The 23,597-nt window shown below is 55.6% G+C and carries 24 protein-coding genes; 13 read left to right on the plus strand and 11 right to left on the minus strand.

Translation table 11 applies throughout. The features are described 5' to 3' along the window. Positions 1–252 precede the first annotated feature (252 nt). The 5 genes from FHW16_RS10605 to FHW16_RS10625 form a co-directional block, all read right to left on the minus strand. The gene (locus FHW16_RS10605) at positions 253–1,926 is read right to left on the minus strand and encodes an NAD+ synthase (RefSeq protein ID WP_182549169.1); all 1,674 of its coding nucleotides are present in this window, start codon (positions 1,924–1,926) and stop codon (positions 253–255) included. Positions 1,927–1,967: 41 nt separating this feature from the next. Continuing rightward, positions 1,968–2,330 carry a diacylglycerol kinase gene (locus tag FHW16_RS10610; RefSeq protein ID WP_182549170.1) on the minus strand — a complete coding sequence of 121 codons (363 nt, stop codon included), beginning with the start codon at positions 2,328–2,330 and terminating at the stop codon, positions 1,968–1,970. Positions 2,331–2,418: 88 nt separating this feature from the next. Next, complete coding sequence (locus FHW16_RS10615; protein WP_182549171.1) at positions 2,419–2,838, minus strand: GFA family protein; 420 nt, start codon at positions 2,836–2,838, stop codon at positions 2,419–2,421. 64 nt (positions 2,839–2,902) lie between these two features. Beyond that, positions 2,903–4,090, minus strand: a complete 1,188-nt coding sequence (gene nhaA, locus FHW16_RS10620; RefSeq protein WP_182549172.1) for a Na+/H+ antiporter NhaA — start codon at positions 4,088–4,090, stop codon at positions 2,903–2,905. A gap of 159 nt (positions 4,091–4,249) precedes the next feature. Then, complete coding sequence (locus tag FHW16_RS10625; RefSeq protein ID WP_182549173.1) at positions 4,250–5,629, minus strand: class II 3-deoxy-7-phosphoheptulonate synthase; 1,380 nt, start codon at positions 5,627–5,629, stop codon at positions 4,250–4,252. Positions 5,630–5,761: 132 nt separating this feature from the next. Here FHW16_RS10625 and FHW16_RS10630 point away from each other — a divergent pair, with 132 nt between their 5' ends. After that, complete coding sequence (locus FHW16_RS10630; protein WP_246711711.1) at positions 5,762–6,709, plus strand: alpha/beta hydrolase family protein; 948 nt, start codon at positions 5,762–5,764, stop codon at positions 6,707–6,709. Here the strand turns inward: FHW16_RS10630 and FHW16_RS10635 are convergent. The 4 genes from FHW16_RS10635 to rpiA all read right to left on the minus strand — a co-directional run bounded on the left by FHW16_RS10635 (position 6,706) and on the right by rpiA (position 10,189). Beyond that, entirely contained in the window at positions 6,706–7,362 is a 657-nt protein-coding gene (locus FHW16_RS10635; protein ID WP_182549174.1) for a gamma-glutamylcyclotransferase family protein, read from the minus strand. The two genes, FHW16_RS10630 and FHW16_RS10635, sit on opposite strands and share 4 nt — an antisense overlap. Then, positions 7,343–8,734, minus strand: coding sequence for a glutathione-disulfide reductase (gene gor / locus FHW16_RS10640; RefSeq protein ID WP_182549175.1), 1,392 nt, complete (start codon positions 8,732–8,734; stop codon positions 7,343–7,345). Before gor ends, FHW16_RS10635 begins: the two co-directional genes overlap by 20 nt. A 120-nt stretch (positions 8,735–8,854) precedes the next feature. Next, positions 8,855–9,457, minus strand: coding sequence for a DUF2059 domain-containing protein (locus tag FHW16_RS10645; protein WP_182549176.1), 603 nt, complete (start codon positions 9,455–9,457; stop codon positions 8,855–8,857). 36 nt (positions 9,458–9,493) lie between these two features. Continuing rightward, entirely contained in the window at positions 9,494–10,189 is a 696-nt protein-coding gene (gene rpiA / locus FHW16_RS10650) for a ribose-5-phosphate isomerase RpiA (protein WP_182549177.1), read from the minus strand. 189 nt (positions 10,190–10,378) lie between these two features. On the opposite strand from rpiA, the gene FHW16_RS10655 reads away from it, so the two are divergent. The 7 genes from FHW16_RS10655 (at position 10,379) to FHW16_RS10685 (ending at position 16,809) form a co-directional block, all read left to right on the plus strand. Next, a complete protein-coding gene (locus FHW16_RS10655; RefSeq protein WP_182549178.1) occupies positions 10,379–11,062 on the plus strand; it encodes an HAD family hydrolase in 684 nt (227 codons plus the stop codon). A gap of 184 nt (positions 11,063–11,246) precedes the next feature. Beyond that, entirely contained in the window at positions 11,247–11,765 is a 519-nt protein-coding gene (locus FHW16_RS10660; RefSeq protein WP_246711712.1) for a BA14K family protein, read from the plus strand. Positions 11,766–12,005: 240 nt separating this feature from the next. Beyond that, positions 12,006–13,418, plus strand: a complete 1,413-nt coding sequence (locus tag FHW16_RS10665; RefSeq protein ID WP_182549179.1) for a circularly permuted type 2 ATP-grasp protein — start codon at positions 12,006–12,008, stop codon at positions 13,416–13,418. 72 nt (positions 13,419–13,490) lie between these two features. Further along, positions 13,491–14,432: an alpha-E domain-containing protein gene (locus tag FHW16_RS10670; protein WP_182549180.1), complete on the plus strand. Its 942-nt coding sequence runs from the start codon at positions 13,491–13,493 to the stop codon at positions 14,430–14,432. Positions 14,433–14,437: 5 nt separating this feature from the next. Beyond that, positions 14,438–15,235, plus strand: coding sequence for a transglutaminase family protein (locus FHW16_RS10675; RefSeq protein WP_182549181.1), 798 nt, complete (start codon positions 14,438–14,440; stop codon positions 15,233–15,235). Between the two features lie 32 nt (positions 15,236–15,267). Continuing rightward, positions 15,268–15,999: a proteasome-type protease gene (locus FHW16_RS10680; RefSeq protein ID WP_182549182.1), complete on the plus strand. Its 732-nt coding sequence runs from the start codon at positions 15,268–15,270 to the stop codon at positions 15,997–15,999. Positions 16,000–16,482: 483 nt separating this feature from the next. Beyond that, positions 16,483–16,809, plus strand: a complete 327-nt coding sequence (locus FHW16_RS10685; RefSeq protein ID WP_182549183.1) for a hypothetical protein — start codon at positions 16,483–16,485, stop codon at positions 16,807–16,809. A gap of 115 nt (positions 16,810–16,924) precedes the next feature. Here the strand turns inward: FHW16_RS10685 and FHW16_RS10690 are convergent, their stop codons facing one another. Further along, entirely contained in the window at positions 16,925–18,841 is a 1,917-nt protein-coding gene (locus FHW16_RS10690) for a L,D-transpeptidase family protein (RefSeq protein WP_182549184.1), read from the minus strand. 294 nt (positions 18,842–19,135) lie between these two features. Between FHW16_RS10690 and FHW16_RS10695 the strand changes: the two genes are divergently transcribed. Beyond that, complete coding sequence (locus FHW16_RS10695) at positions 19,136–19,744, plus strand: L,D-transpeptidase (protein ID WP_182549185.1); 609 nt, start codon at positions 19,136–19,138, stop codon at positions 19,742–19,744. Between the two features lie 3 nt (positions 19,745–19,747). On the opposite strand, the gene FHW16_RS10700 is transcribed toward FHW16_RS10695, so the two are convergent. Next, positions 19,748–20,128 (minus strand): gamma-butyrobetaine hydroxylase-like domain-containing protein, encoded by a 381-nt coding sequence (locus FHW16_RS10700; protein ID WP_182549186.1) that lies wholly within the window; start codon positions 20,126–20,128, stop codon positions 19,748–19,750. 182 nt (positions 20,129–20,310) lie between these two features. Between FHW16_RS10700 and moaA the strand changes: the two genes are divergently transcribed. From moaA to FHW16_RS10720, 4 genes are all read left to right on the plus strand, one after another. After that, positions 20,311–21,300, plus strand: a complete 990-nt coding sequence (gene moaA, locus FHW16_RS10705; RefSeq protein ID WP_246711731.1) for a GTP 3',8-cyclase MoaA — start codon at positions 20,311–20,313, stop codon at positions 21,298–21,300. A 2-nt stretch (positions 21,301–21,302) separates the two neighbouring features. Next, positions 21,303–21,950 (plus strand): molybdenum cofactor guanylyltransferase MobA, encoded by a 648-nt coding sequence (gene mobA / locus FHW16_RS10710; protein ID WP_348643874.1) that lies wholly within the window; start codon positions 21,303–21,305, stop codon positions 21,948–21,950. Further along, positions 21,947–22,456, plus strand: a complete 510-nt coding sequence (gene mobB / locus FHW16_RS10715) for a molybdopterin-guanine dinucleotide biosynthesis protein B (protein ID WP_182549188.1) — start codon at positions 21,947–21,949, stop codon at positions 22,454–22,456. The genes mobA and mobB overlap by 4 nt, the downstream gene beginning before the upstream one ends. Positions 22,457–22,689: 233 nt before the next feature. Beyond that, entirely contained in the window at positions 22,690–23,478 is a 789-nt protein-coding gene (locus tag FHW16_RS10720; RefSeq protein ID WP_182549189.1) for an ABC transporter substrate-binding protein, read from the plus strand. The last annotated feature ends 119 nt before the right edge of the window (positions 23,479–23,597 follow it).

The following is a 23,597-nucleotide window of genomic DNA, read 5'->3' on the forward strand; positions in this document are numbered from 1 at the left end:
TATTTTTTGTGCATCCGCTTTTCAAAATGGAGTGCGGCACGATTGCAACACCAGGCCTTGGGAGTGGTCAAAACATGCTTGCAAGACGATCAGTGCGTCGTTCGACAAGCTCACCATGAGAGATATGGATGGGCTGCAAGGTGATCGAAAAACCCGCGGTATGAGCAATCTTGGAGGATTTGACTCCCTGCAACCCTCCATCTCCCTCATGGCGAGCTTGTCGAACCACGCACATTGGTTATGCAATCAGCCTTAACTCCGATCGCGAAACCGGTTGGTGATCGGATAGCGCCGGTCGCGGCCGAAATTCTTTCGTGTCACCTTCACACCCGGCGCCGACTGCCGGCGTTTATATTCGGCGAGATAGAGCAGGTGTTCGATCCGCTCGACCGTCTTGCGCTCGTGTCCCCGCTTGACGATTTCATCGACGCCCATCTCGTTCTCGACAAGGCATTCAAGAATGTCATCGAGCACCGGATAAGGCGGCAACGAATCCTGATCGGTCTGGTTTTCCCGCAATTCGGCGGAAGGCGCCTTCTTGATGATGTTTTCCGGGATAACGATGCCCGATGGACCAAGGCCGCCCGCAGGCACGTTGCTATTGCGCCATTCCGACATGGCGTAGACCTGCATCTTGTAGATGTCCTTGATCGGGTTGTAGCCGCCGTTCATGTCGCCATAGAGCGTGGCGTAGCCGACCGACATTTCCGACTTGTTGCCCGTCGTGACCACCATCGAGCCGAACTTGTTGGAGATCGCCATCAGGATCGTGCCACGAGCCCGGCTTTGCAGATTTTCTTCGGTGATACCCTCCTTGGTACCCTCGAACGTTGGTCCGAGCGCTTTCAGAAAGCCTTCCACCGGCTCGAAGATCGGCACGATGTCGTAGCGGCAGCCCAGCGCCTTGGCACAGTCTTCCGCGTCTTTCAGCGAATCCTTTGAGGTATAGGTATAAGGCATCATCACGGCGCGCAAACGCTCCTCGCCCAGCGCATCGACGGCCAGAGCAGCGCAGATCGCCGAGTCGATGCCGCCGGAAAGGCCGAGGACCACATCCTTGAAGCCGTTCTTGTTGACGTAATCACGCAGACCCAGCATGCAGGCACGATATTGCGCCTCCTCGCCCTCCGGGATTTTCGACATGGGACCTTCCGAACAGGACCATCCCCCCTCGCCGCGCCGCCACGTGGTGACAACAAGCTGTTCCTCGAATTGGGACATCTGGAAAGCAATGGTCTTGTCCGCGTTGAATGCGAATGACGCACCGTCAAAAATCAGATCGTCCTGACCGCCCAACTGATTGGCGAAAATCAGCGGCAGACCCGTTTCGATGACCTGACGCAGCACCACCTGATGCCGCACATCAACCTTGCTGTTGTAATAGGGCGAGCCATTGGGCACGCAGAGTATCTCAGCGCCGCTCTCGGCCAGCGTCTCGCAAACACCAAGATCGCCCCAGATATCCTCGCAGATCGGAATACCGATGCGAATGCCGCGAAAATTCACAGGCCCGGGCATTGGCCCCTGCTGGAACACGCGCTTTTCGTCAAACTCGCCATAATTGGGCAAATCAACCTTGAAGCGTTCGGCAATCACCTTGCCGCCATCCAGCACCATGACGGAATTGTGCAGGCCGCTCTCCCGCCGCAGCGGCGTGCCGATGATAACACCAGGTCCGCCGTCAGATGTATCGGCCGCAAACTCCCTGACGGCCTTCTCACAGGCTTCGATGAATGCGGCCTTCAGCACAAGATCTTCCGGCGGATAGCCGGAGATAAACAGTTCGGTGAACAGGACAAGGTCGGCGCTCTGCCGCGCGGCATCGGCCCGCGCCTCGCGCGCTTTGGCCAGATTTCCCCTGATGTCACCCAGGACTGGATTGAGCTGGGCAATGGCGATGCGGAGGATGTCAGTATTTTTGCTCATATTGAACATATATCATTTCGTTGGAGGTTTAACAATGCCACTCACACGCCGCTTCCAGAAAAAAACACGTGCCAAAGCGTATAGAACCAGACGATTGCGACGAGAACAACCGAGATCAGTACTGCCAGTGACCCGCAATCCTTGGCGATCTGGATGTCACGCTGAAAATCCCGCGAAACCGCATTGCAGGCGGCTTCAATGCCGGTGTTCAGTACCTCGATCATGATCAGGATAAGTACGGAGCCAGTCAAAATCAGGAAAACCAGGACCGATGGCGCAATAGCTGCCGCGATTGGGATCGACAGGATGAAAAGGATGAGTTCCTGCTGAACAGCTTTTTCATGCACCGCCAGATGTCTGAGCGCGCGCATGGAATTGACGAATGCCAGTATTAGCCGCTGCATGATTTGCTCCCGTCCGTCCTCAACGGCAGCTATAAAGCCAGATCGAACGGCGTCAATCCATAACAGGCATTTGGCAATCAACCCGCAATCAGTCGCCCGCCACCACGATGCCGCCGCCGCCCGCCACATATTTCGGCAAATCGTCTCTGATCTCGTAGTAATCACCCTTGTCGCCAACAAAAATATGAACTTCGCCCTGCAGATTGGTCGGCTTGTCGAACGATCCGGCCATTACGGAGATATAATCCAGATCGTGGTGTTTCCAGAACATCACCGAGCCGCAGTTCCGGCAAAAGCCGCGCGCGGCATATTCACTGGCCGCATACCATTTGATGTTCTCCTCACCGGTAATGGTGATGGCATCGTTCTGGACATTCGTAGCGGCATAGAAATGGCCGGATTGTTTGCGGCACTGCGAGCAGTGACAATAGACAATCCCGCGCAGCTTTCCATGGGCCTTGAAGCGAATGCTACCGCACAGGCACGAGCCACTATGCAACTCCGACATCGGGACGGCCTCCTGTTTAAAACAGCGAAAGATTAGGCTTGCGCCAGCGTCCTTCCTTGCGCGATCACGCCTTTGTCGACCGTGTCAGCGACACGCGCAAAAGTGCTGCGCCAATGACGGCCGAAAGCACCGACCCGAGCAGAACGCCGAGTTTTGTTTCATCCTGCAACAATGGCGAATTTGCGTATGCCAGAAGACCAATGAACAGGCTCATGGTGAAACCGATACCGCACAGCATCGAAACGCCATAAATCTGGAACCAGCTCGCTCCCGCCGGGCGCTCCGCGAGCCGCAATTTGATGGCAAGGAATGCAAAGGCAAAGACACCGATCTGCTTGCCGATGAACAGACCTGCGGCCACGCCGAGCGGTACGGGATCGGCCAGATTAGACAGCGACACGCCGCTAAAGGAAACACCCGCATTGGCAAAACCGAAGATCGGCACGATGGCAAAGCCGACCCATGGCTGGATAGCATGTTCCAGCTTGAGGAGCGGTGATTCGACCGCCCCGCTCTCGTCTTTGGTACCCCGCATCGGGATGGTCAGTGCGAGCAGGACGCCTGCAATCGTGGCGTGAATCCCCGACTTGAACACCAGAATCCAGAGGATGACCCCAAGGACGAGATAAGCCCAGAGGCGGACCATGCCAAGGCGGTTCATCAGCATCAGGATAATGAACACTGCCGCGGCACCGCCAACGGCGGGAATATTGAGGCCTTCCGAGTAGAACAAGGCAATAATGATGACGGCGCCCAGATCATCGATGATGGCAAGTGCCGTCAGGAAAACCTTGAGGGACAAGGGCACACGTGAACCCAGCAAGGACAGAACGCCCAGCGAAAAGGCGATATCCGTTGCTGATGGAATCGCCCAGCCGCGCGCCGTTTCAGTACCCGCATTGAAAGCCAGGAAGATTGCCGCGGGGATGACCATACCGCCGACGGCCGCAAATCCCGGAAGCGCGCGTCGCGACCAGCTGGATAGCTGACCGCTGATCATTTCACGCTTGATTTCCAGCCCGACCAGCAGAAAGAACACGGCCATCAGCGCGTCATTCACCCAATGAAGGACGCTCAGACCACCGATATAGGTCTTCAGAAGGCCGAAATAGCCATTACTCAGCGGGGAATTGGCAATGATGAGCGCCAGTGCCGCGACCACCATCAGAATGATACCACCAGAGGCTTCACTCTCGATGAAGGAACGGAAAGACGATGTCAGACGGATTCGGCGCGAAGGTTTTGTGGTCATACAACCTTGATAGAATCCAAACACACAAAATTCCAGCCAAAACGGACCGATGTTCTGACAGATACGTGATCTGTTCAGAGTTGTTGGCCACTGGCCCTCCAAAACAAAGGGCGGCCCCAAAAGACCGCCCTTTTATTCAGTGAGTATTGTGCAGTGCGATCAGCCGTTGACGGCGATCTTCTGCGGATGAGCATTGCGTTCCTTCTTGAGAAGTTCTGCAACCAGGAATGCCAGCTCCAATGCCTGATCGGCGTTGAGGCGCGGATCGCAATGGGTGTGGTAACGGTCGGACAGATCTTCCGCCGAAATGGCGCGAGCACCACCCGTGCATTCCGTGACATTCTTGCCGGTCATTTCGATGTGGATGCCACCGGGATAGGTGCCTTCCGCATGATGAACGGCGAAGAAGCCTTCAACTTCTTTCAGGATACGGTCAAAGGGCCGTGTCTTGTAGCCATTCGCCGTGATGGTGTTGCCATGCATCGGATCACAGGACCAGACGACATCGCGGCCTTCCTTCTGCACGGCACGGATCAGCTTGGGCAGATGGTCGCCCACCTTGTCATGGCCGAAACGGGCAATGAGGGTCAGACGGCCGGGTTCGTTCTCAGGATTGAGGAGATCGATCAGCTTGATCAGACCATCGGGCTCCAGCGAAGGACCGCATTTGAGACCAAGCGGGTTCTTGATGCCACGGCAGTATTCCACATGGGCATGGTCCGGCTGACGTGTGCGATCGCCAATCCAGATCATGTGGCCTGACGTGCCGTACCAGTCGCCGGAGGTCGAATCCACGCGGGTCAACGCTTCTTCGTAGCCAAGCAGCAGAGCTTCATGGCTGGTGTAGAAATCTGTCTCACGCAGCGTATGGTTGGTTTCCGACGTGATGCCAACGGCACGCATGAAGTCCATCGTATCGGAAATCGTGCGGGCCAGAGATTCATAACGCTCACCCTGCGGACTGTCGGAAACGAAGCCAAGCATCCACTGATGCACGTTCTCGAGGTTGGCATAACCACCCTGCGCGAAAGCACGCAACAGGTTCAGCGTCGCGGCGGACTGGCGATAGACCATTTCCTGCCGGGCCGGATCAGGGATACGGGCAGCCTCGGTGAATTCCATGCCATTGATGATGTCACCGCGGTAAACCGGCAGCTCGATGCCATTCTTGGTTTCAGTATCGGCAGAGCGTGGCTTGGCGAACTGGCCGGCGATACGGCCAATCTTCACTACCGGCTGCGAAGCACCGAAAGTCAGCACGACGGCCATCTGCAGGAACACACGGAAAAAGTCGCGAATATTGTCCGCGCCATGCTCAGCAAAGCTTTCTGCGCAATCGCCGCCCTGCAACAGGAAACCCTGCCCCTTGGAGACTGCTGCAAGCTGGCGCTTCAGCTTTCGCGCTTCACCTGCAAAAACGAGCGGTGGATACGTACGAAGACGGCCCTCGACATCGCTCACAGCCTGAGCGTCCGGATAAAAAGGAGCCTGCTTGATCGGCTTGCCTCTCCAGGAAGTCGGTGTCCAGTTCTTCGTCATTATTGCACCTGTTTTCGATTGTCCGCACTGGGTAGCGGTGGTTGGCGTTTTCCGGTTGCTCCGGAAGGCGCTCATATAGTGGAAATATCCCCAATATACCAGTCCTGTTAAGGTTTGTGGCGGGAACACGAAATGGATATTGTCGCTAGCGTCATTTTGATTTACGTTAACGTTAAAGTCAAAGTTGGAGCGACCATGCGCGACATCGCTTTTGAAGCCTCTGATGGTTTTCCCTTGCATGGGACCATGTTTGAAGGAAAAGGCGATGGGCCCGCGGTTCTGATTTCATCCGCTGCCGCGGTTCCCAGTACGTTTTATCGTCATTTTGCCCATCAGCTTCTCGCGTCCGGAGCGTCCCGCGTACTCACCTATGATTATCGCGGTGTGACAAAATCCGGCACGCCGAAAGGGTGGGTTCCGCGTCTGAACATGAAAGACTGGGGCGTTCTCGACTTTCCGGCAGCGCTCGACGTCCTGAAGCGCGCCGCCGGTAACAAACCGCTCGTCGGTATAGGCCATTCCTATGGCGGCCTTGCTCTTGGTCTGAGCAATCGATCATCTGATTTCGAACGGTATACTTCGCTTGCTTCGCTTTCCGGTTATTATCGCAATACGGCCGTGCCCTTTTCCGTCTTTGCCAAGATGAATTTCGTTGCGCTGCCGTTGGCCATTTCTCTCGGACGTCTGCCGAAATGGAGCGGCATCGGCGAGGAACTTCCCGGCAGCGTCTTTCAGGACTGGGCGCGCTGGTGCCGCAATCCCAATTTCCTCTTCGGGGATGCGAAAACACCGGAGTCGGGGCGCTTTCAGTCGGTCCGCACCCCCCTGCTCGCGGTCGGCGTGACTGATGATCCCTGGGGAACACCCAAGGCAATCGATCATCTGATGGCTCACTACGGAAATGCTCCAATCGTCAAACTCTGGCTGTCGCCAAAGCAATCGACGGGCGGAGCGGTGGGCCATCTCGGCTTCTTCCGCAAACATCATGTGGCAACCCTTTGGCCGCCGGTCATTGACTGGCTTCTGCACGGGACAATTCCGAAGGACGCGACGCAGCAGACAGAGCAGCGTGTCGCCTAAGCGATTGCCTCGGGGCCGCTTTCAGCGATATCCAGAAAAGTCACTTCCCTGTCGGCAAGCAGTTGATCAAAGAGCTGCGCTTCGTCGGTGCTCAGACTGACCGCACGCGGATAGGAAGGGACTGTCCGATCTTTCCAGACAGGCGTGTCAAAATTGCCCGTCTCAGCAACGAACCGGCGTAGACCCGCCTCTCCGTGCTCGATCAGAAAGCCCTGCATCACCGCATCGAGATAGGACTGCAGGATCATTGGCGGCTTCGGATGACTTGGAATGTCGTGCTGCGCTTCATAGACATAGATCGGGCAGGTCAGGCGCAACGGCATACTGGTGTTGATATGCTCAAGCCTGATGGTACGGCGATCATAGTGAACCTCGCGCAGATCGACTGCATCGAGATTATCGCCATGGTCAAACACCAGTAGTCCATCGACGCTGGCGCCCTCCTCGCGGGAAACGGAGAGCAGCGCGGCAGGAAAACCGGGCATATCTGGACGCGGACGCCACAACCGGCGCCAGCCCTGCAACCGCGCCGGGATGGCGGCAATGATATTGGTGCGCAGCGTGTTGCGGTTCACGAGCGAGCCGTAGCCGAAATAGGCGACAATATCGCGCCGCTCGGCCAGCGTTTCGATATCAATCAATGCGCTCGCCATCGACAATCCGGTAGCTGGGCTTGTACATCGTCACCAGTTCTTCTGCCGCCGTCGGATGAACGGCCATGGTGCGGTCAAAGTCTTCCTTCGTGCATCCGGCCTTCATGGGAATGGCCAGAAGCTGTGCCATTTCGCCCGCGTCTGGTCCAAGAATATGCGCGCCGACGACTTTCCGGCTGGCCGCATCAACAATCAGCTTGATCAGCATCTTCTCGGTGCTGCCGGATAGCGTATTGCGCATCGGGCGGAACACAGCACGATAAACGTCGATCCCCTTGAACTTTTGCGCCGCGTCCTGTTCGGTCAGACCGACCGTCCCGATCTCCGGCTGCGAGAAAACAGCCGTCGCGATCAGTTCGTGGTCAGGCTTTGTCGGATTATTCTTGAACACAGTTTCAAGGAAACACATGGCTTCGTGGATGGCTACCGGGGTCAACTGCACGCGGTTGGTCACATCGCCAACGGCCCAGATGTTTTCCCTGCTTGTCCGCGAATAGTCATCCACCTTGATGGCGCCAAGATCATCGACATCGACCCCGACGGCCTCAAGCCCGAGCGATTTCGTGTTCGGCACACGTCCGATGGCCAGCATGACCTGATCGGCGATAATCTGATCGCCACTGGACAGATGTACCAGTTTCCGGCCACCCTCCTGGCGCTCGACCTTGGTGATGATCTCTGTGCAGCGGATATGGATGCCCTTCTCCGCCATGGCTGCGTGCAGCATATGACGCAGATCCTGATCGAAGCGTGAGAGTATCTCCTTGCCCCGATAGACAAGTGTCGTATCGACGCCAAGACCATGGAAAATATTGGCAAACTCAACCGCGATATAACCGCCGCCCTCGATGACGATGGCTTTCGGCAGTGCATCGAGATGAAATGCTTCGTTGGAACTGATGCAGAATTCGTTGCCCGGCAATGAGGGATGCGGGCTTGGATGGCCGCCCACGGCAATCAGGATCTGGTCAGCCGTAACCCGTTTGCCAGTCTTGAGAATTTCGATCGTATGGTCGTCAATCAACACGGCGCGGCTTTCAAAAATCTCCACTTCGGAGTTGTCCAGCCCCTTGCGATAGAGACCTTCCAACCGGGTGATTTCACGGTCCTTGTTGGCGATCAGTGTCGGCCAGTCAAACGTTGTTTCGCCAACCGTCCAGCCATAGCCGGCCGCTGCGTCGAAATGTTCCTGAAACTGCGACGCATAGACAAAGAGCTTTTTGGGCACACAACCGCGGATCACGCATGTTCCGCCCATACGGTACTCTTCGGCAAGCCCGACCCGCTTGCCCATGGCGCCCGCCAGACGTCCGGCACGCACACCGCCGGAGCCGCCGCCGATGACAAAGAGGTCATAATCATAGGTCGCCATTCAAAGCACTCCGAATCTGTTCAATTGCCGACACCCTATATGGGTTTTATATCGCCGCTTTAAAAGAACAAAGCCCGGCGATGGAGCCGGGCTTTGCAAACAATCAGCAGACGGAATCGATCAAGGTTTTGGCTTGGCAGGAGCTGCCGGCTTTGCCGGTGCTTTGGCTGGAGCTGCAGGTGCCTCAGGCGCCGCCGGAGCAGGCGTGACAGGAGCGGTTGCGGCAGCAGCAGCGACGACCTTTTCCGCCACGGCCTGGGCGAGATCGCGGGCAATGCCGTTGCGCCAGATGCCGGCTGCCTTCATGACTTCACGGGTAGCAATCGGGCCCTCTGAAAGGAGCTTCTTGCCTGCGGCTGAATTGTAAAAGCCGGTGATGGCATTCAGCTCTTCTTCGGTGAACGAAACAGCATAGGCGCGAGCAGCTTCGTTTTCGAGATCGACACGGCGCGAAGCCAGGGCTAAGGCCTGCTCGTCAACAGCGGTGCTGATGATCGCTTCAAGATTGGGATCCTTCTGGATCAGTTCTGCTTTCAGATTCTGCGCGGCATCCGGCAAAATTCCGTCAAACACATCCGTTGCCTTGATTGCCGTTATCGCAGCGCGTGCCGCAGCAAGATGGGATGGGGTAATTTCCTGCGCCTGTGCGGAATAGAGACCGCCCAGCATGATTGCGACGGACAGAGGTGCAATCAAACGGCGAAAGCCAGTTGCTCGGTTCATGGATTTATTGCTCCGTTTTTCTCAAGACTTTGCCCGTTAGGGCTGTGTTCGTGTTCGTATACCGTCTGCGCCAGCCAAAATAGCCACGCGCGCCAGCCCCAGAAATAGTCCATGCTCCACAACGCCCGGTATGGCGTGCAGAGCGCTTGATAACGCTCTTGTATCCGGAATGCGGCCAAAAGATGCATCCAGGATCAAATGCCCGCCGTCTGTAACAAATGCTTCGCCTCCCGTCATCCTCAATGTAATGGAACCGGAAAGATCAAGGTCAGAAGCTGCCTTTTCAATCGCAATCGTCGTCGCAGCCAGACCAAATCGGTTGACTTCGATCGGCAGCGGGAACCTGCCCAGCGTATCGACATTCTTTGACTCGTCCGCAATTACCACCATCTGCGCCGACGCCGCCGCAACAATCTTTTCGCGCAGCAATGCCCCTCCACCGCCCTTGATCAGGGCAAGCTCCGGACCGATCTCGTCTGCGCCATCAATGGTCAGATCGAGGACAGGCGTTTCTTCCAGCGTCGTCAGCTTTACACCAAGCTCTTGGCAAAGAGCCGCCGTGCGTTCGGATGTCGGTACACCAATGACATCAAGTCCCGCGGCGACTTTTTCTGCCAGCAGCCTTACAAACTCTTCGGCCGTGGAACCGGTGCCTATTCCCAGACGCATACCATCCTTGACATAGGTCAGCGCTTCGGCAGCAGCCTTGATCTTCAATGTTCTGGGATCCATCCGGCCGCCCCTCCTCGCGTTGAATTAACAGTTGGCTCCCTAACACGTCACACAATCGGGTCAAGGCTCGATACTTGATTTCGACCGATACTTGTGCGCGAGTGTCGGGTGCAGGCGGAGAGTGCCACGCCAAAAACGTGTAAATCGGTCCAAATCTCAATCCTAACGTTAGATACACAGGTCCTTACCATGTCCAAACCCATAGTTGTTTTCGATCTTGATGGCACTCTGGTCGATACCGCACCTGACTTGCTCGACAGCTTGAATCACTGCCTCGACGCGGCCGGATTGCAAAAAGTCGACCCGGTCGCACTGCGCCGTTATGTCGGACAAGGCGGGCGTGTGATGATTGAACGCGCTTTCGAAGCACAGCAGAAACTCCTCAGCCCCGAACAGCTCGACTGGCTGGTCGGACTGTTCCTGGAAGATTACAGCAAGAACATGCCCGGCCATTCCGCCCTTTATGAGGGCGTCGAAACCGTCATGGACGAGCTGTCAAAGGCCGGCTATCTGCTTGCTGTCTGCACCAACAAGTTCGAGGGCCTGTCGGTGAGTTTGTTGACTGCACTTGGCCAAGCATCACGTTTTGCCGCCATTTGCGGATCGGACACATTTGCATTTCGCAAGCCCGACCCTCGTCACCTCTTCGAGACAATCGCGAAAGCGGGTGGAGACAGAGACCGTGCCTTGATGATTGGCGATAGCCGAACAGATATCGATACGGCAAAAGCCGCTGGTATTCCTGTTATCGCCGTCGATTTCGGTTACTCGGACCTGCCGGTATCGAGCTACGAACCCAGCCAGGTCATTTCACACTATCGTGAATTGAGTACCGATCTTGCTGAACGGCTCATCAGTGCCGTGAATGCCTGATTTCACTGAAGTTGTAAGGATTTAACCCTTTCTCCCGCTTGCAGCTACCGGAAAGGGCGGCGGAACAATTACTGCAATCATGCGTTGCAGTTTTTGATAGATACTATGCCAGCTGGTATAGTATCCGGTATTTCTTTACTCTTACATGGAAACGAAGATTTCAATCTTCGATTCAGGAGGAAATATGAGAAAGCTTGTTTCGTTATTGACTGCGGCGGTCATGTCTATTGGCATGGTTTCTGCAAGTTCGGTGGCCAGCTACTCCGCTCCAATCGTGCCACAGTCGATTGAGGGCAATTCGCAGGTTCTGCAAGTCAGAGATCACGGTAACTGGCGGATGCGCCATGGCTGGCGGGGTGGTGGTCATTGGCGCGGCGACCGAGGTTGGCGTGGTAACAGGGGCTGGCACGGCGACCGGGGTTGGCGTGGCGACCGGGGATGGCGTGGTGATCGCTGGTACGGTGGTCATCGGGGTTATCGCTATCATCGTCCGGGCTACCGTTACTACGATGGCGCCTGGTTCCCGCTTGCTGCATTTGCCGGTGGCCTGATTATCGGGAATGCCGTCAACAATGATCGAGTTGTCAGGCGTGGATCAAGCTATCACACCCGGTGGTGCTACAACCGGTACCGGTCTTATAGGGCCTATGACAACACTTATCAGCCCAACAATGGCCCGCGTCGTCAATGCGTCGCCCGCTAAGGGATAATTGACTGCGAACGATTCCTGAACCTGGCTGCCGACGCGGCCGGGTTTCTTTTTACCATTCATTTCAACGCTGTATGCCGCCTACGCTTTAGCCGCTCAGCCATTCAACTTGCCTCAAACTTAATATGCCTGCCCATTTTTTGGGCGATTTTCGACGTTGCAGCGTAAATAGCGGAATGTGCTTGCATTTTTTTCCCAACGCGCTTGAATGACTTTGTCTGAAGGGGATTATGAGTGAAGCCATTTGATGAGATGATCAAAACCGGCGGTCAGGTACGCCCGCCTTATGAACAACTGCAATGCTGGCTTGATACCCAGAACCCGGAAAGGTTTGCGCAGAAGGCGCGCGATGCAGAAAATGTCTTTCGCAAGACCGGGATTACCTTTGCCGTCTATGGCGATGAAGAAGCGGCAGAACGCCTGATCCCATTTGATATCATCCCGCGCATTATCACCGGAAATGAATGGCGACGCCTGTCGCAGGGTATCGAACAGCGCGTCATGGCCCTCAACGCATTTCTGGACGACATCTACCACCGTCAGGAAATTATCCGCGCTGGCCGCATCCCGAGGGAATTGTTCACCCACAACGATGCGTATCTGCCCGAGATGGTCGGCTTCCGGCCGCCCGGCAATGTCTATACCCACATCATCGGTGTCGACATCGTCAGAACAGAAGAAAACCAGTTCTACGTTCTCGAAGACAATGCGCGCACGCCATCCGGTGTTTCCTACATGCTGGAAAACCGCGAAACGATGATGCAGCTGTTTCCCGAGCTGTTCCAGCAGATCAAGGTGCGTCCCGTCGAAACCTACCCCAAACTGTTGCGGCAATCGCTGGCCGCCGTTGCCCCACCCGGTTGCAACGGCACGCCGACCATCGCGGTCCTGACACCCGGCATCTACAATTCCGCCTATTTCGAACACGCATTTCTGGCGGACCAGATGGGTGTTGAACTCGTCGAGGGCAGCGACCTCAAGATCGAAAATGGCAAGGTGGTCATGCGCACCACGGAAGGTAATCGCGCCATCGATGTGCTCTACAGACGTGTCGATGATTCTTATCTCGATCCCCTCACCTTCCGGCGCGATTCAACGCTCGGTGTGGCCGGGATCATGGACGTCTACCGCTCGGGCAATATCACCATTGCCAATGCACCCGGAACGGGCATTGCCGACGACAAGGCGCTCTATTCCTATATGCCCGAGATTGTCGAGTTCTATACGGGGCGCAAGGCAATCCTGGAAAACGTCCCGACCCATCGCTGTTCCGAACCGGACACGTTGAAATACGTGCTGGAAAACCTTGCCGATCTTGTCGTCAAGGAGGTTCACGGTTCGGGCGGCTACGGCATGCTCGTCGGACCGGCGGCCACAAAGAAAGAGCGGGAAGATTTCGCGCTGAAGCTGAAGGCCAATCCGAAGAACTACATCGCCCAGCCGACACTCGCCCTGTCGACCACACCGATCATGACGGAAAAGGGCCTGGCGCCGCGCCACGTTGATCTGCGTCCCTTCGTCCTCGTGTCCGATCGCATCCGCATCACGCCGGGCGGGCTGACACGGGTGGCATTGAAAGAGGGTTCACTTGTTGTCAATTCCAGTCAGGGAGGCGGGACAAAGGATACCTGGGTTCTGGACGACTGAAAAAGCCGAATGGGTCATGAGGGCTGCCAGAGACGGCCCCATCAATAAATAAAAGAGGGATACAACCAAAACATGCTTCTTGGTCGCACCGCGAATGGTCTCTACTGGATGTTCCGCTATATCGAGCGGGCAGAGAATATGGCACGCCTGATTGATGCCGGTTTGCGGATGGCTCTGACGAAAACCTCCGATGCGCCGGAGGAATGGTCATCGGTGTTGATGAGTGCCGGTGTCAAGATCGGCTATGACGCAAAATACAGCGAATACAATGCCAGCCTTGTCTCCGATTTTCTGTTGCGCGATCTCGGTAACCCGTCGAGCGTAATGTCTTGCATCGAGACTGCCCGGTTTAATGCCCGCATGGTGCGCACCGCTCTGACGCGCGAAGCGTGGGAAAGCGTCAATGAAACCTGGATGATCCTGAAATCCACGCTTGCAACAGCCACTCCCGAGACGGATCTTCCGCGGGTTCTCGACCAGATCAAGCGTGAGACAGCCATTATTCGCGGCGCCTTCCACGGGACGATGCTGCGCAACGAGATTTTCAATTTTGCCCGCATCGGTACGTTCATCGAACGGGCAGACAATACGGCACGCATTCTCGACGTGAAATATTATGTGCTGTTGCCCTCGATTTCCTATGTCGGGACGACGCTCGATAATTTTCAGTGGGAGTCGATCCTGCGTTCGGTCTCGGCCCATCGCTCCTACCGCTGGGTCTATGACGTCGAATATAATCCGGTGAATATTGCGGATTATCTGATCCTCAACTCGCGCATGCCGCGATCCCTGAACTTCTGCTATTCGAATATCGTCGACAATCTCAGATTTCTCGCCAATGATTACGGCAAGCGGCATGAGTGCCACGACATGTCGGAAAGCATCATGACAAGGCTCGAAAATAATGAAATTCGAACCATTTTCGACAACGGCCTGCACGAATTTCTGAGTGACCTGATCTATCAGACAAACGGCCTAGGCAGTAAAATCGCCGAAGCGTACAATTTTGATTGAAAATCATGCTTCTGACCATCAAGCACACATCCCGTTATCAGTATGACTATCCGGTGCAGTACGCCGTCCAGCGTCTGCGTCTGCAACCGTCAAGTTCCCCCGGGCAGAAGGTCATCGACTGGACTGTGGCGGTCGAAGGCGCTGAACAGGAAGCCAGTTACCGCGATGGTTACGGCAACAGGACCCAACTTGTTCGGCTTGATCGCGACGCGAAAGAGCTCGTCATCGAGGCGACCGGCCAGGTGGAAACCGAAGACCGTTCGGGTGTTCTCGGCAAGGTCTATAATTTCATGCCAACATGGCTGTACGAGCGCGAAACGGAGCTGACGAAGCCGGGAGATGCTGTGAGGCAACTGGCAGCAAGCCTCAAGGTGACCGATGACAAGCTGGCAGTGATGCACGAGCTTATGAGCACGCTGCACCAGGTTGTCGCTTACACGCCGGGAACCACCAATATCACAACGACTGCCGAAGAAGCGCTCACCCTTGGTGCTGGCGTCTGTCAGGACCACACGCATGTATTCCTCGCAGTGGCCCGCACTCTCAAAATCCCTGCCCGCTATGTCTCGGGCTACCTGATGCTGCTCGACAGCATCGAACAGACTGCCACCCATGCCTGGGCGGAAGCCCACATTGACGGGCTGGGTTGGGTCGGGTTCGACGCCGCCAATGACATATGCCCGAACGAGCATTATGTCCGCATCGCCTGTGGTCTCGACTACAATGAAGCAGCGCCAATTTCCGGTATGCGCTTTGGTCCGGGCATGGAATCACTTGCCGTAGACCTCAATGTAGAGCAGTAATCGCCGAGATTTTTTAGAATTCGGGATTCGCTATGACCTATTGTGTCGGGCTTAAATTGGATCGTGGTCTTGTGTTCATGTCGGACACCAGAACAAATGCCGGCGTCGACAACATCTCCACCTTCAAGAAGATGTATACGTGGTCGAAGCCCGGTGATCGCGTGATCACGCTTTTATCTGCAGGCAACCTTGCCACGACGCAGACCGTGATCAGCATTCTCAATGAGCGCACAAAAATCCCATCCGAGCGAGCGCCATCCATCTTCGATATGCCGTCGATGTTCCAGACGGCGCGGCTGATTGGAGACACGATCAAGAGCGTTATTCATGACGTGGATTCCGATGGGCAGCGTGCCGATTCATTCGGTGCATCCATCATTCTCGGCGGCCAGATCAAGGGCGGTGAGCCGCGCCTGTTCCTCATCTATCCCGAGGGTAATTTCATTGAATCATCCCCGGATACACCGTTCTTCCAGATCGGCGAGCACAAATATGGCAAGCCGATTATCGTGCGCTCCTACGATCCGGCCATGACGTTTGAAGAAGCCACAAAGCTGTTGTTCGTCTCGTTCGATTCCACGCTGAAATCCAACCTGTCGGTCGGATTGCCGCTGGATATGCAGTTTTACGAAGTGGATACTCTCAAGCTGGGGTTTCAAAAGCGCATCGAACGCAACGACCCCTACTATGAAGCCATCTCAGAAGGCTGGTCGCAGGCACTGAAACTCGCATTCCAAAGCCTGCCGACATTCAAGATGGATTAGTTGCAGACCGCACTCGTCAGCGTTCTGGGAAGTTCCGTTGCAGGTATAGCGTGCGTGGTTCGACAAGCTCACCATGAGGGAGAATGAGGATTGCAGGGAGTCAGGTTCTGCAACCTCTGTGATTGGCATTGCAGCATCTCTCTCCCTCATGGTGAGCCTGTCGAACCACGCACCCGAGGTTTTGCAGCCATCAATGCACAAACTGATGCCCCTAACCCCTTTCACCCACTTCGCTTTCCCACTATGGTCCATGATGAGACTGGTCGAGACGGATCGGTCTTGGGGCTTGATAACCCCTCGAGGGCGGCGTTGTGCTGCCGTACAAATGCACTTCCCGGTCTTATGGTCGGGGAGGCCTTCGCGTATGTTCAGGGGGCAACCCTAAAGGCGAAGGCGCTCTCCCTCGAGAGTTATCAACTCCCCGGTCACCAGAGGCTAAACCTCGGGTGACCACTTTCCTCAAGGCAAGAAAGGGAGTGCGGCATGAACGACTACAATTTCTGGCAGGATTTTTTCGATACATACCAGTCATTGTCGGACTGGCTCAAAATTCTATGGCTGATCGTTCCGCTCGCCTTCGTGCTAGGGCTGGTAGCATTGACCATGCGGTTTCGCATCGAGAGTAAGCGAGCGGAAAAAAGGTTGGATGGGGAGTTGGTCTATTCGCTCCACCGCGATGCGCATAACCGGATTCACATTGTCAGCCATGTCGGGCGTGTGGGGCATAACCCATCGCTGCTTTTTCTCGATCAGGGCGACAGGCACTCCTTTGAACACCAGCAGATCGAACCGCCACCTATAAACCGGTAGCTCTGGAGTGCCTTATCTGCGGTGCGATCCTGTAAGCTCAGGAATCTCACCATGAGTCCGTGGTTCGACAGGGTTTTGCAGTCAATGAATACCCACCACCCACCAAACCAATAACTCAGAGCTTTGCAGTTGTCTGCGTAACGGCGGCCTGGCGCACGGCCGTCGTCTTGACGATGGCCTTTTCCATGTAGAGATCGCGCTGATAGACGTCATCGAAGTACTGAATGGCGCCCGTCTTGGCATCCGGCCATGCGGTGAAATACGAGACATAAACCGGCAGCTGGTCCTTGACCCGGACGCTGCGTTCATTCTTGCCGAAATACTGGTTCAGATCCTCGACCGGTACACCAAGCACGGCAGCAGCCATGTCACGCGGACGCTCCAGGCGGATACAACCATGGCTCAACGCACGCATATCCCGTTTGAAATAGGATTTCGCCGGCGTGTCATGCATGTAGATATCATGGCTGTTCGGGAACAGGATTTTCAGCTCGCCCAATGCATTGTCGAGGCTTGGCTTCTGGCGAAGACCAACACCGCCGCCACTGGAAGCAACCTGTGCCCAGTCGACCGAACTTGACGGAATAACGCGGCCGGACTTGTCATAGACCTCGTAACCGCTGTTCTCGAGATAGGACGGATTGGCCAGAATTTTCGGCATCATCTCGTTGAGGATGATTGACCGTGGGACGCCCCAGGATGGATTGAACACGACGGTCTGGATCGTATTGTCGAAGAAATAGGTTTGGTTGGTCGGCGAACCAACCACGATGTTCATCGCCAGCTTTTCCGTGTTGTCGTCAAAATATTGCGCGCGATAGGCTGGCTGGTTGATGAATACATAACGCTTGCCGAAATCGTGCGGCAGCCAGCGCAGGCGCTCCATGGAATAGAGAATACGGTCACGCTTGGAGCTGTTCGTCTCCCCCTGAAGGGAACTGATGGTGTCCCGGCCAATCACACCATCCGGCCTTTTGCCCTGACTGGTCTGAAAATCCTTGATCGCTTCAACAAGACTTTCGTCATAAACCGTCGCGGTTTCATGAGCCTGCAAAACGGCTTCGTGTTTGCCAAGAAAATCCTGCGGCGCCTTTGCCTTGATCAGCGCAACGACATTACGAATCTCAGGGTTTTCTTCGCCCGGACGGATCATGGTGCCGGATGCAACGCGCACGCTCGGCTCGGAGCTGTCTCCGCCAAGTGCATGCAAATTCTGTTTCAGCTCCGCATACCATTTGTTCTGCGGCTCGAAGCTCTTCAGCAGCGCAGCGGCATCACTGGTCGATGCAAACTGCTCGATAACCGCACGCGGCTTGACCCGGTCAACGGCAAAATCATGAAAACCGCTGAGCCGGTTAGGGTTGATACGTCCGTCGCCCTGATCCATCGCATAGCGCAGCGCCCGAGCCGACATGGTGAGTTCAAAATCAGCCAATTCCTTGAGGCGCGCCGGGATATCAGCTCGGTCATAGTCGTCGCTTGGCAGCTTGACGGCGTAATCCTTTGGATCGAGGCCATCCTCACCCGCCGCGTTCAACACTGCCGCAACCGCTTTGGCCTTGGCAGAGACGTCATAGGATGCAGTCCAGATTGGCTGCTGCTTCGTTGCGTAGTAGGCAACGATGGCATCCGCTATGTCCTTCTCAGCAAGAATGTGCGCTTCCTTGATCTGCTCGATCTTCAAGCCAAACTGCTCAAGCGGAATCTGCGTTGCAGAATCGGCGGGATGATTTGCCGAAGCAGTGAGTTGAGGATCAATCTTGGAAAAATCGACCTGAACCAATCCATCAGGCTTGTAGTCATAATTCTTCGGCGCAGTTACCGTCACGCGCTTGATCGGTGCCGCGCGGGCCACGGGTTGCTGCCTGGGAAGATCAGGCTTCGGCGGATAGACTGGCTGTGACTGTACGCGGCGGCTTCCAAACAGGAAATCCATCAGATTGTCGGCGGCCAATGCCGGAGACATGGAAATGGCTGTTGCTGACAACATCGCAGCCACAAAAATCGCATGTTTTTTCGAATAGGAATTCATGATGCTCGCCCAGATGGTACAGTCACGCCCGCAATGAATGCAGGCCACGAATGGTGATTCACAGCCAGTTTCGTCTCATCCTATTTACAATCTTTTAACAATAACCCGCCCCCTCGATTTATATTCGCACACACCGCTTGAGCACCACGACGACGGCTTTTGGCTCATTTAACGCGATTCACCACAACTTTCATGGCGATTCGAACATCAAAGCCTTGACCAAATCAATTCTTTTGCAAACCATGCAATAATGTCACAGATCAAGTGACTCGAAACATTGAATTGGGGGATTCGATGCACAAATATTTCAAAGTAACTTTACTGTTGTTCACCATAGCATGGATAAGTACTTTGAGCACACCTGCAAGTGCAGGTGATAGTCTTCTGAAGAAAATATTTCTCGCGGGGAAACCGGAGCGCGCGCAGGGAAAGTTTCCCTCAGACCGCTCACCCATACCGCGCCAATATGTCTCTTTTTCCGAAAGCTATACACCCGGAACCATCGTCATCAACACGCGGGAGCGCAGGCTCTACCACGTGACAGAACCCGGACGGGCCATGGCCTATGGCATCGGTGTAGGCCGCGATGGTTTTACCTGGAGCGGCACGAACCGGATTTCGCGCAAGGCAGAATGGCCGGGATGGACGCCGCCAAACATCATGCGAGCGCGTGAAGCCAGGAAAGGCCGCATTCTCCCCGCCTACATGGCTGGTGGACCGGGCAATCCGCTCGGCGCTCGGGCAATGTATCTCGGTTCAAGCATGTACCGTATTCACGGTACCAACCAGCCGTGGACCATCGGGCAGGCCATGTCGTCCGGGTGCATTCGGATGGCCAATGACGATGTGAAAAATCTCTACGACCAAGTCGGCATCGGCACCAGGGTGGTGGTTCTCAGATGAGGTTCAGTGACGGTGGCGGGTCAAGACGGGCTCGCGGCCTAAACCCTTGGCCGCCAGTTCATCGAGATAGGCCTGCCAGCGCTCGTCCCGGTTGCGGCCAAGATCGATCAGGTAATCCCAGCTGAACAAGCCGGTATCGTGCATGTCATCGAAGGTGATGCGCACTGCATAGTTGCCGATGGGTTCCATCTTGGCAATTTCGACGTTCATCTTGCCCGGAACCGTTACACGCTGTTCGGGCGAATGCCCCTGCACTTCCGCCGATGGTGACGCCACACGCAGCAATTCCGCGCTCAAAGTATAGGTTTCACCCGTATCGAATGCGATCGTCAGCGAACGGCGGTCCTTGCTTACGCGCAATTCCTTGGGCCAGGCGGTGGTCATGGCAGATGCTCCTTTGTGTGACGTCTTGTCTATCCGCATGGTCATAGGGTCGCAAGTGAACAATCCCCACCTGCTATAACCCTATAGTGACTAGACAATATCAGGTCGCCACCCTATCTCTTCTGGAGGAGGTTTGCTTGGACCACATCGCATTGCTTGATAGAACCGCTGTACAAACACCGATGATTGATCCTTTTGGCAGGACAATCAGCTATCTTCGCGTGTCTGTCACCGACCGCTGCGATTTCCGCTGCACCTATTGCATGTCCGAGCACATGACCTTCCTGCCCAAGAAAGACCTTTTGACACTGGAAGAGCTGGACCGTCTTTGCACCGCCTTCATTGAAAAAGGTGTGAGGAAGTTGCGCCTGACCGGTGGTGAACCGCTGGTGCGCAAGAACATCATGCATCTGATCGGTGAATTGTCCCGTCATCTGCGCAGCGGCGCTCTCGAAGAATTGACGCTGACCACGAATGGTTCGCAGCTTGCCCGTTACGCGGCTGAGCTGGCTGACCACGGCGTGCGCCGCATCAATGTATCGCTCGATACGCTCGATCCGGAAAAATTCCACACGATTACCCGTTGGGGGGATTTGAACAGGGTCATGGAAGGCATTGATGCCGCGCAGGCTGCTGGTATCCGGGTCAAGCTGAATGCCGTCGCCCTCAAGGGTTTCAACGACCACGAGATTCCGGAAATGATCCGCTGGGCCCATGGCCGCGACATGGATCTGACCCTGATCGAGACAATGCCGATGGGCGAGATCGATCTGGACCGCACCGATCAGTATCTGCCGCTGTCCATGGTCAGGGCTGACCTTGCCCGGCAATTCACGCTGGAAGACATTCCCTACAAGACGGGCGGCCCGGCACGGTATTCACAGATTCGCGAAACTGGCGGGCGCATCGGCTTCATCACGCCGATGACCCACAATTTCTGCGAAAGCTGCAATCGCGTTCGCCTGACCTGCACCGGCACGCTCTATATGTGCCTCGGACAGGAAGATGCCGCCGATCTGCGCGCACCATTGCGCGCTTCGGAAGGCAATGAACTTTTGAACGATGCCATTGACGAAGCGATTGGCCGCAAGCCCAAGGGACATGACTTCATCATCGACCGCCATCACAATCGCCCGGCCGTTTCACGCCACATGAGCGTAACCGGCGGCTAGTCGTGCGCATTGCGGGAATCATTCTGGCCGGTGGCCGTTCAAGCCGCATGGACGGGCATGACAAGGCACTTCTACCTTTTGGCAAGGCCCGGCTGATCGATTTCATCGTCGAGCGCCTGTCATCCCAACTCGAAACTATGGCCATCAACAGCAATGGCGACACGGCTGCCTTTGCCAATCTCGAACGTCCTGTCATTGCAGACAGTGTAAGCGGTTTCGCGGGGCCGCTCGCGGGCATCATTGCCGGCATGCAATGGGCCGCCGATGCAGCTGTTCCGTTCACGCACATATTGACAGTTGCGACAGACACCCCCTTCTTTCCCCGCGATCTCGTCACCAGACTTGGTGGGGCAATCACGGGTGCCCCGGATCACATCGCCGTCGCTGTTTCTGACGCGATATGGCACCCCGTTTTCGGGCTCTGGCCGGTTGCGATGAGACACGATCTGCAACAGTGGATGCACGATCCGCAGAACCGCCGCGTTCGCACATGGATTGAAAGTCACCCGCATCATGCGGTGGACTTCCCCCTTATTGAGACGCAGGCAGGCGCTGCGTTTGATCCGTTCTTCAATATCAATCGACCCGACGATCTTGCTCTTGCCCGATCCATGATCACAAAACTGCAGAACCGGGAGCCAAGTCCATGACCCACCGCATCTTTGGCATTACCGGCTGGAAGAATTCTGGCAAGACGACGCTGACGGTGAAGCTCGTCACGGAACTGACGCGGCGCGGCTGGAAGATCTCCACCATCAAACACGCCCACCATGATTTCGATATTGACAAGGAAGGCACGGATTCCTTCCGCCACCGCAAGGCCGGTGCTGGCGAAGTGGCAATCGTTTCAGACCGCCGCTGGGCACTCATGCACGAACTGAATGACGAAAACGAACCGGCATTGCAGGAAATTGTTGCGCGTTTTGCCCCGTGCGATCTTGTTCTTGTCGAGGGCTACAAGCGCGAAGGACATAGGAAGATCGAGACGCGGCGGCGCGAGGGCCGCTCCGGTGAAAGCCTCGCACAGAACGATCCCAGCATTGTCGCCATCGCCAGCGATTTCCCCATAGAAGGTGAACAGATTCCCGTTTTCGATCTTGATAACACGCAAGGATTGGCTGATTTTATCGAGCACGAGATGGGTCTTGCCCGCTAGGCGTGTCAGGAAATGACGTTTCGCGCGGAGGCTGCGCAACAAAAATATAATCCTGCAACAATTATGTGGTTTTGCCGTCTTGAATCGCAAGGTAGCAGAAGATTCCCGGTTGCTTTTATGAGAAAACTAGTGGGAATATCGCCGGTCAGGAGCAGTGAAAAAACTGCGACCTTGCCCGGAAGGCTGTCCAAAAGAACAGGGGAACAGCCGGGCCACAAAAGAGAGGTTGAATAATGCGTATCACCAAGCGTCTCGCACTCGGCGTTGCTGCCGTTGCCTTTGCATTGTCCATGGGAGCGGCCCATGCAGAGGACGCCCTGAAGCTGACCATTGCTTCAGAGGGAGCCTACCCGCCCTTCAACAACCTGACGCCGGACGGCAAGCTGGAAGGCTTCGACATCGATATCGGCAAGGCGCTTTGCGAGGAGATGAAGGCACAGTGTACTTTCGTCACCCAGGATTGGGACGGCATGATTCCTGCTCTGCAGGCTGGCAAGTTCGACGCGATCATTGCGTCCATGTCCATCACGGATGAACGCCTGAAGAAGGTCGATTTCTCCAAGAAGTACTACAACACGCCGCCCGGCATTGCCGTACCGAAGGATTCCGCACTGAAGGATGTCACACCGGAATCCCTGAAGGGCAAGTCACTGGGCGTACAGGCTTCGACCAGCCACTCCAATTTTGCCGAAGCCAAGTATAGCGGTTCGGACATCAAGATGTACCCGACCGCCGACGAATATAAGCTCGACCTTGCCAATGGCCGTATCGATGCAGCCATGGACGACTCCGTCGTGCTTGGACAGTGGCTCGACAGCGATGCCGGCAAATGCTGCAAGCTTCTCGGCACGATTACACCTGATCCGGTCATCCATGGCCCCGGCGCCGGTGTGACAGTCAAAAAGGGCAACACCGCCCTCGCCGACAAGTTCTCCGACGCGATTCTCGCGATCCGCAAGAACGGCAAGTACAAGGAAATCAACGACAAGTACTTCAAACTTGACGTTTATGGTGCCGAATAACTAAGACTAGGCTTCGAAAACGGCCAATGATGGTTGGCGGAGCTATTCCGCCAACCATTTCCTGATCTCTGAATTCAAAAATGACAGGCCGGCTCGAAAAATCGGGCACTGGGGAATGG

The organism is Phyllobacterium myrsinacearum (genome assembly GCF_014138285.1).
Classification (GTDB): Bacteria; Pseudomonadota; Alphaproteobacteria; order Rhizobiales; family Rhizobiaceae; genus Phyllobacterium; species Phyllobacterium myrsinacearum_A.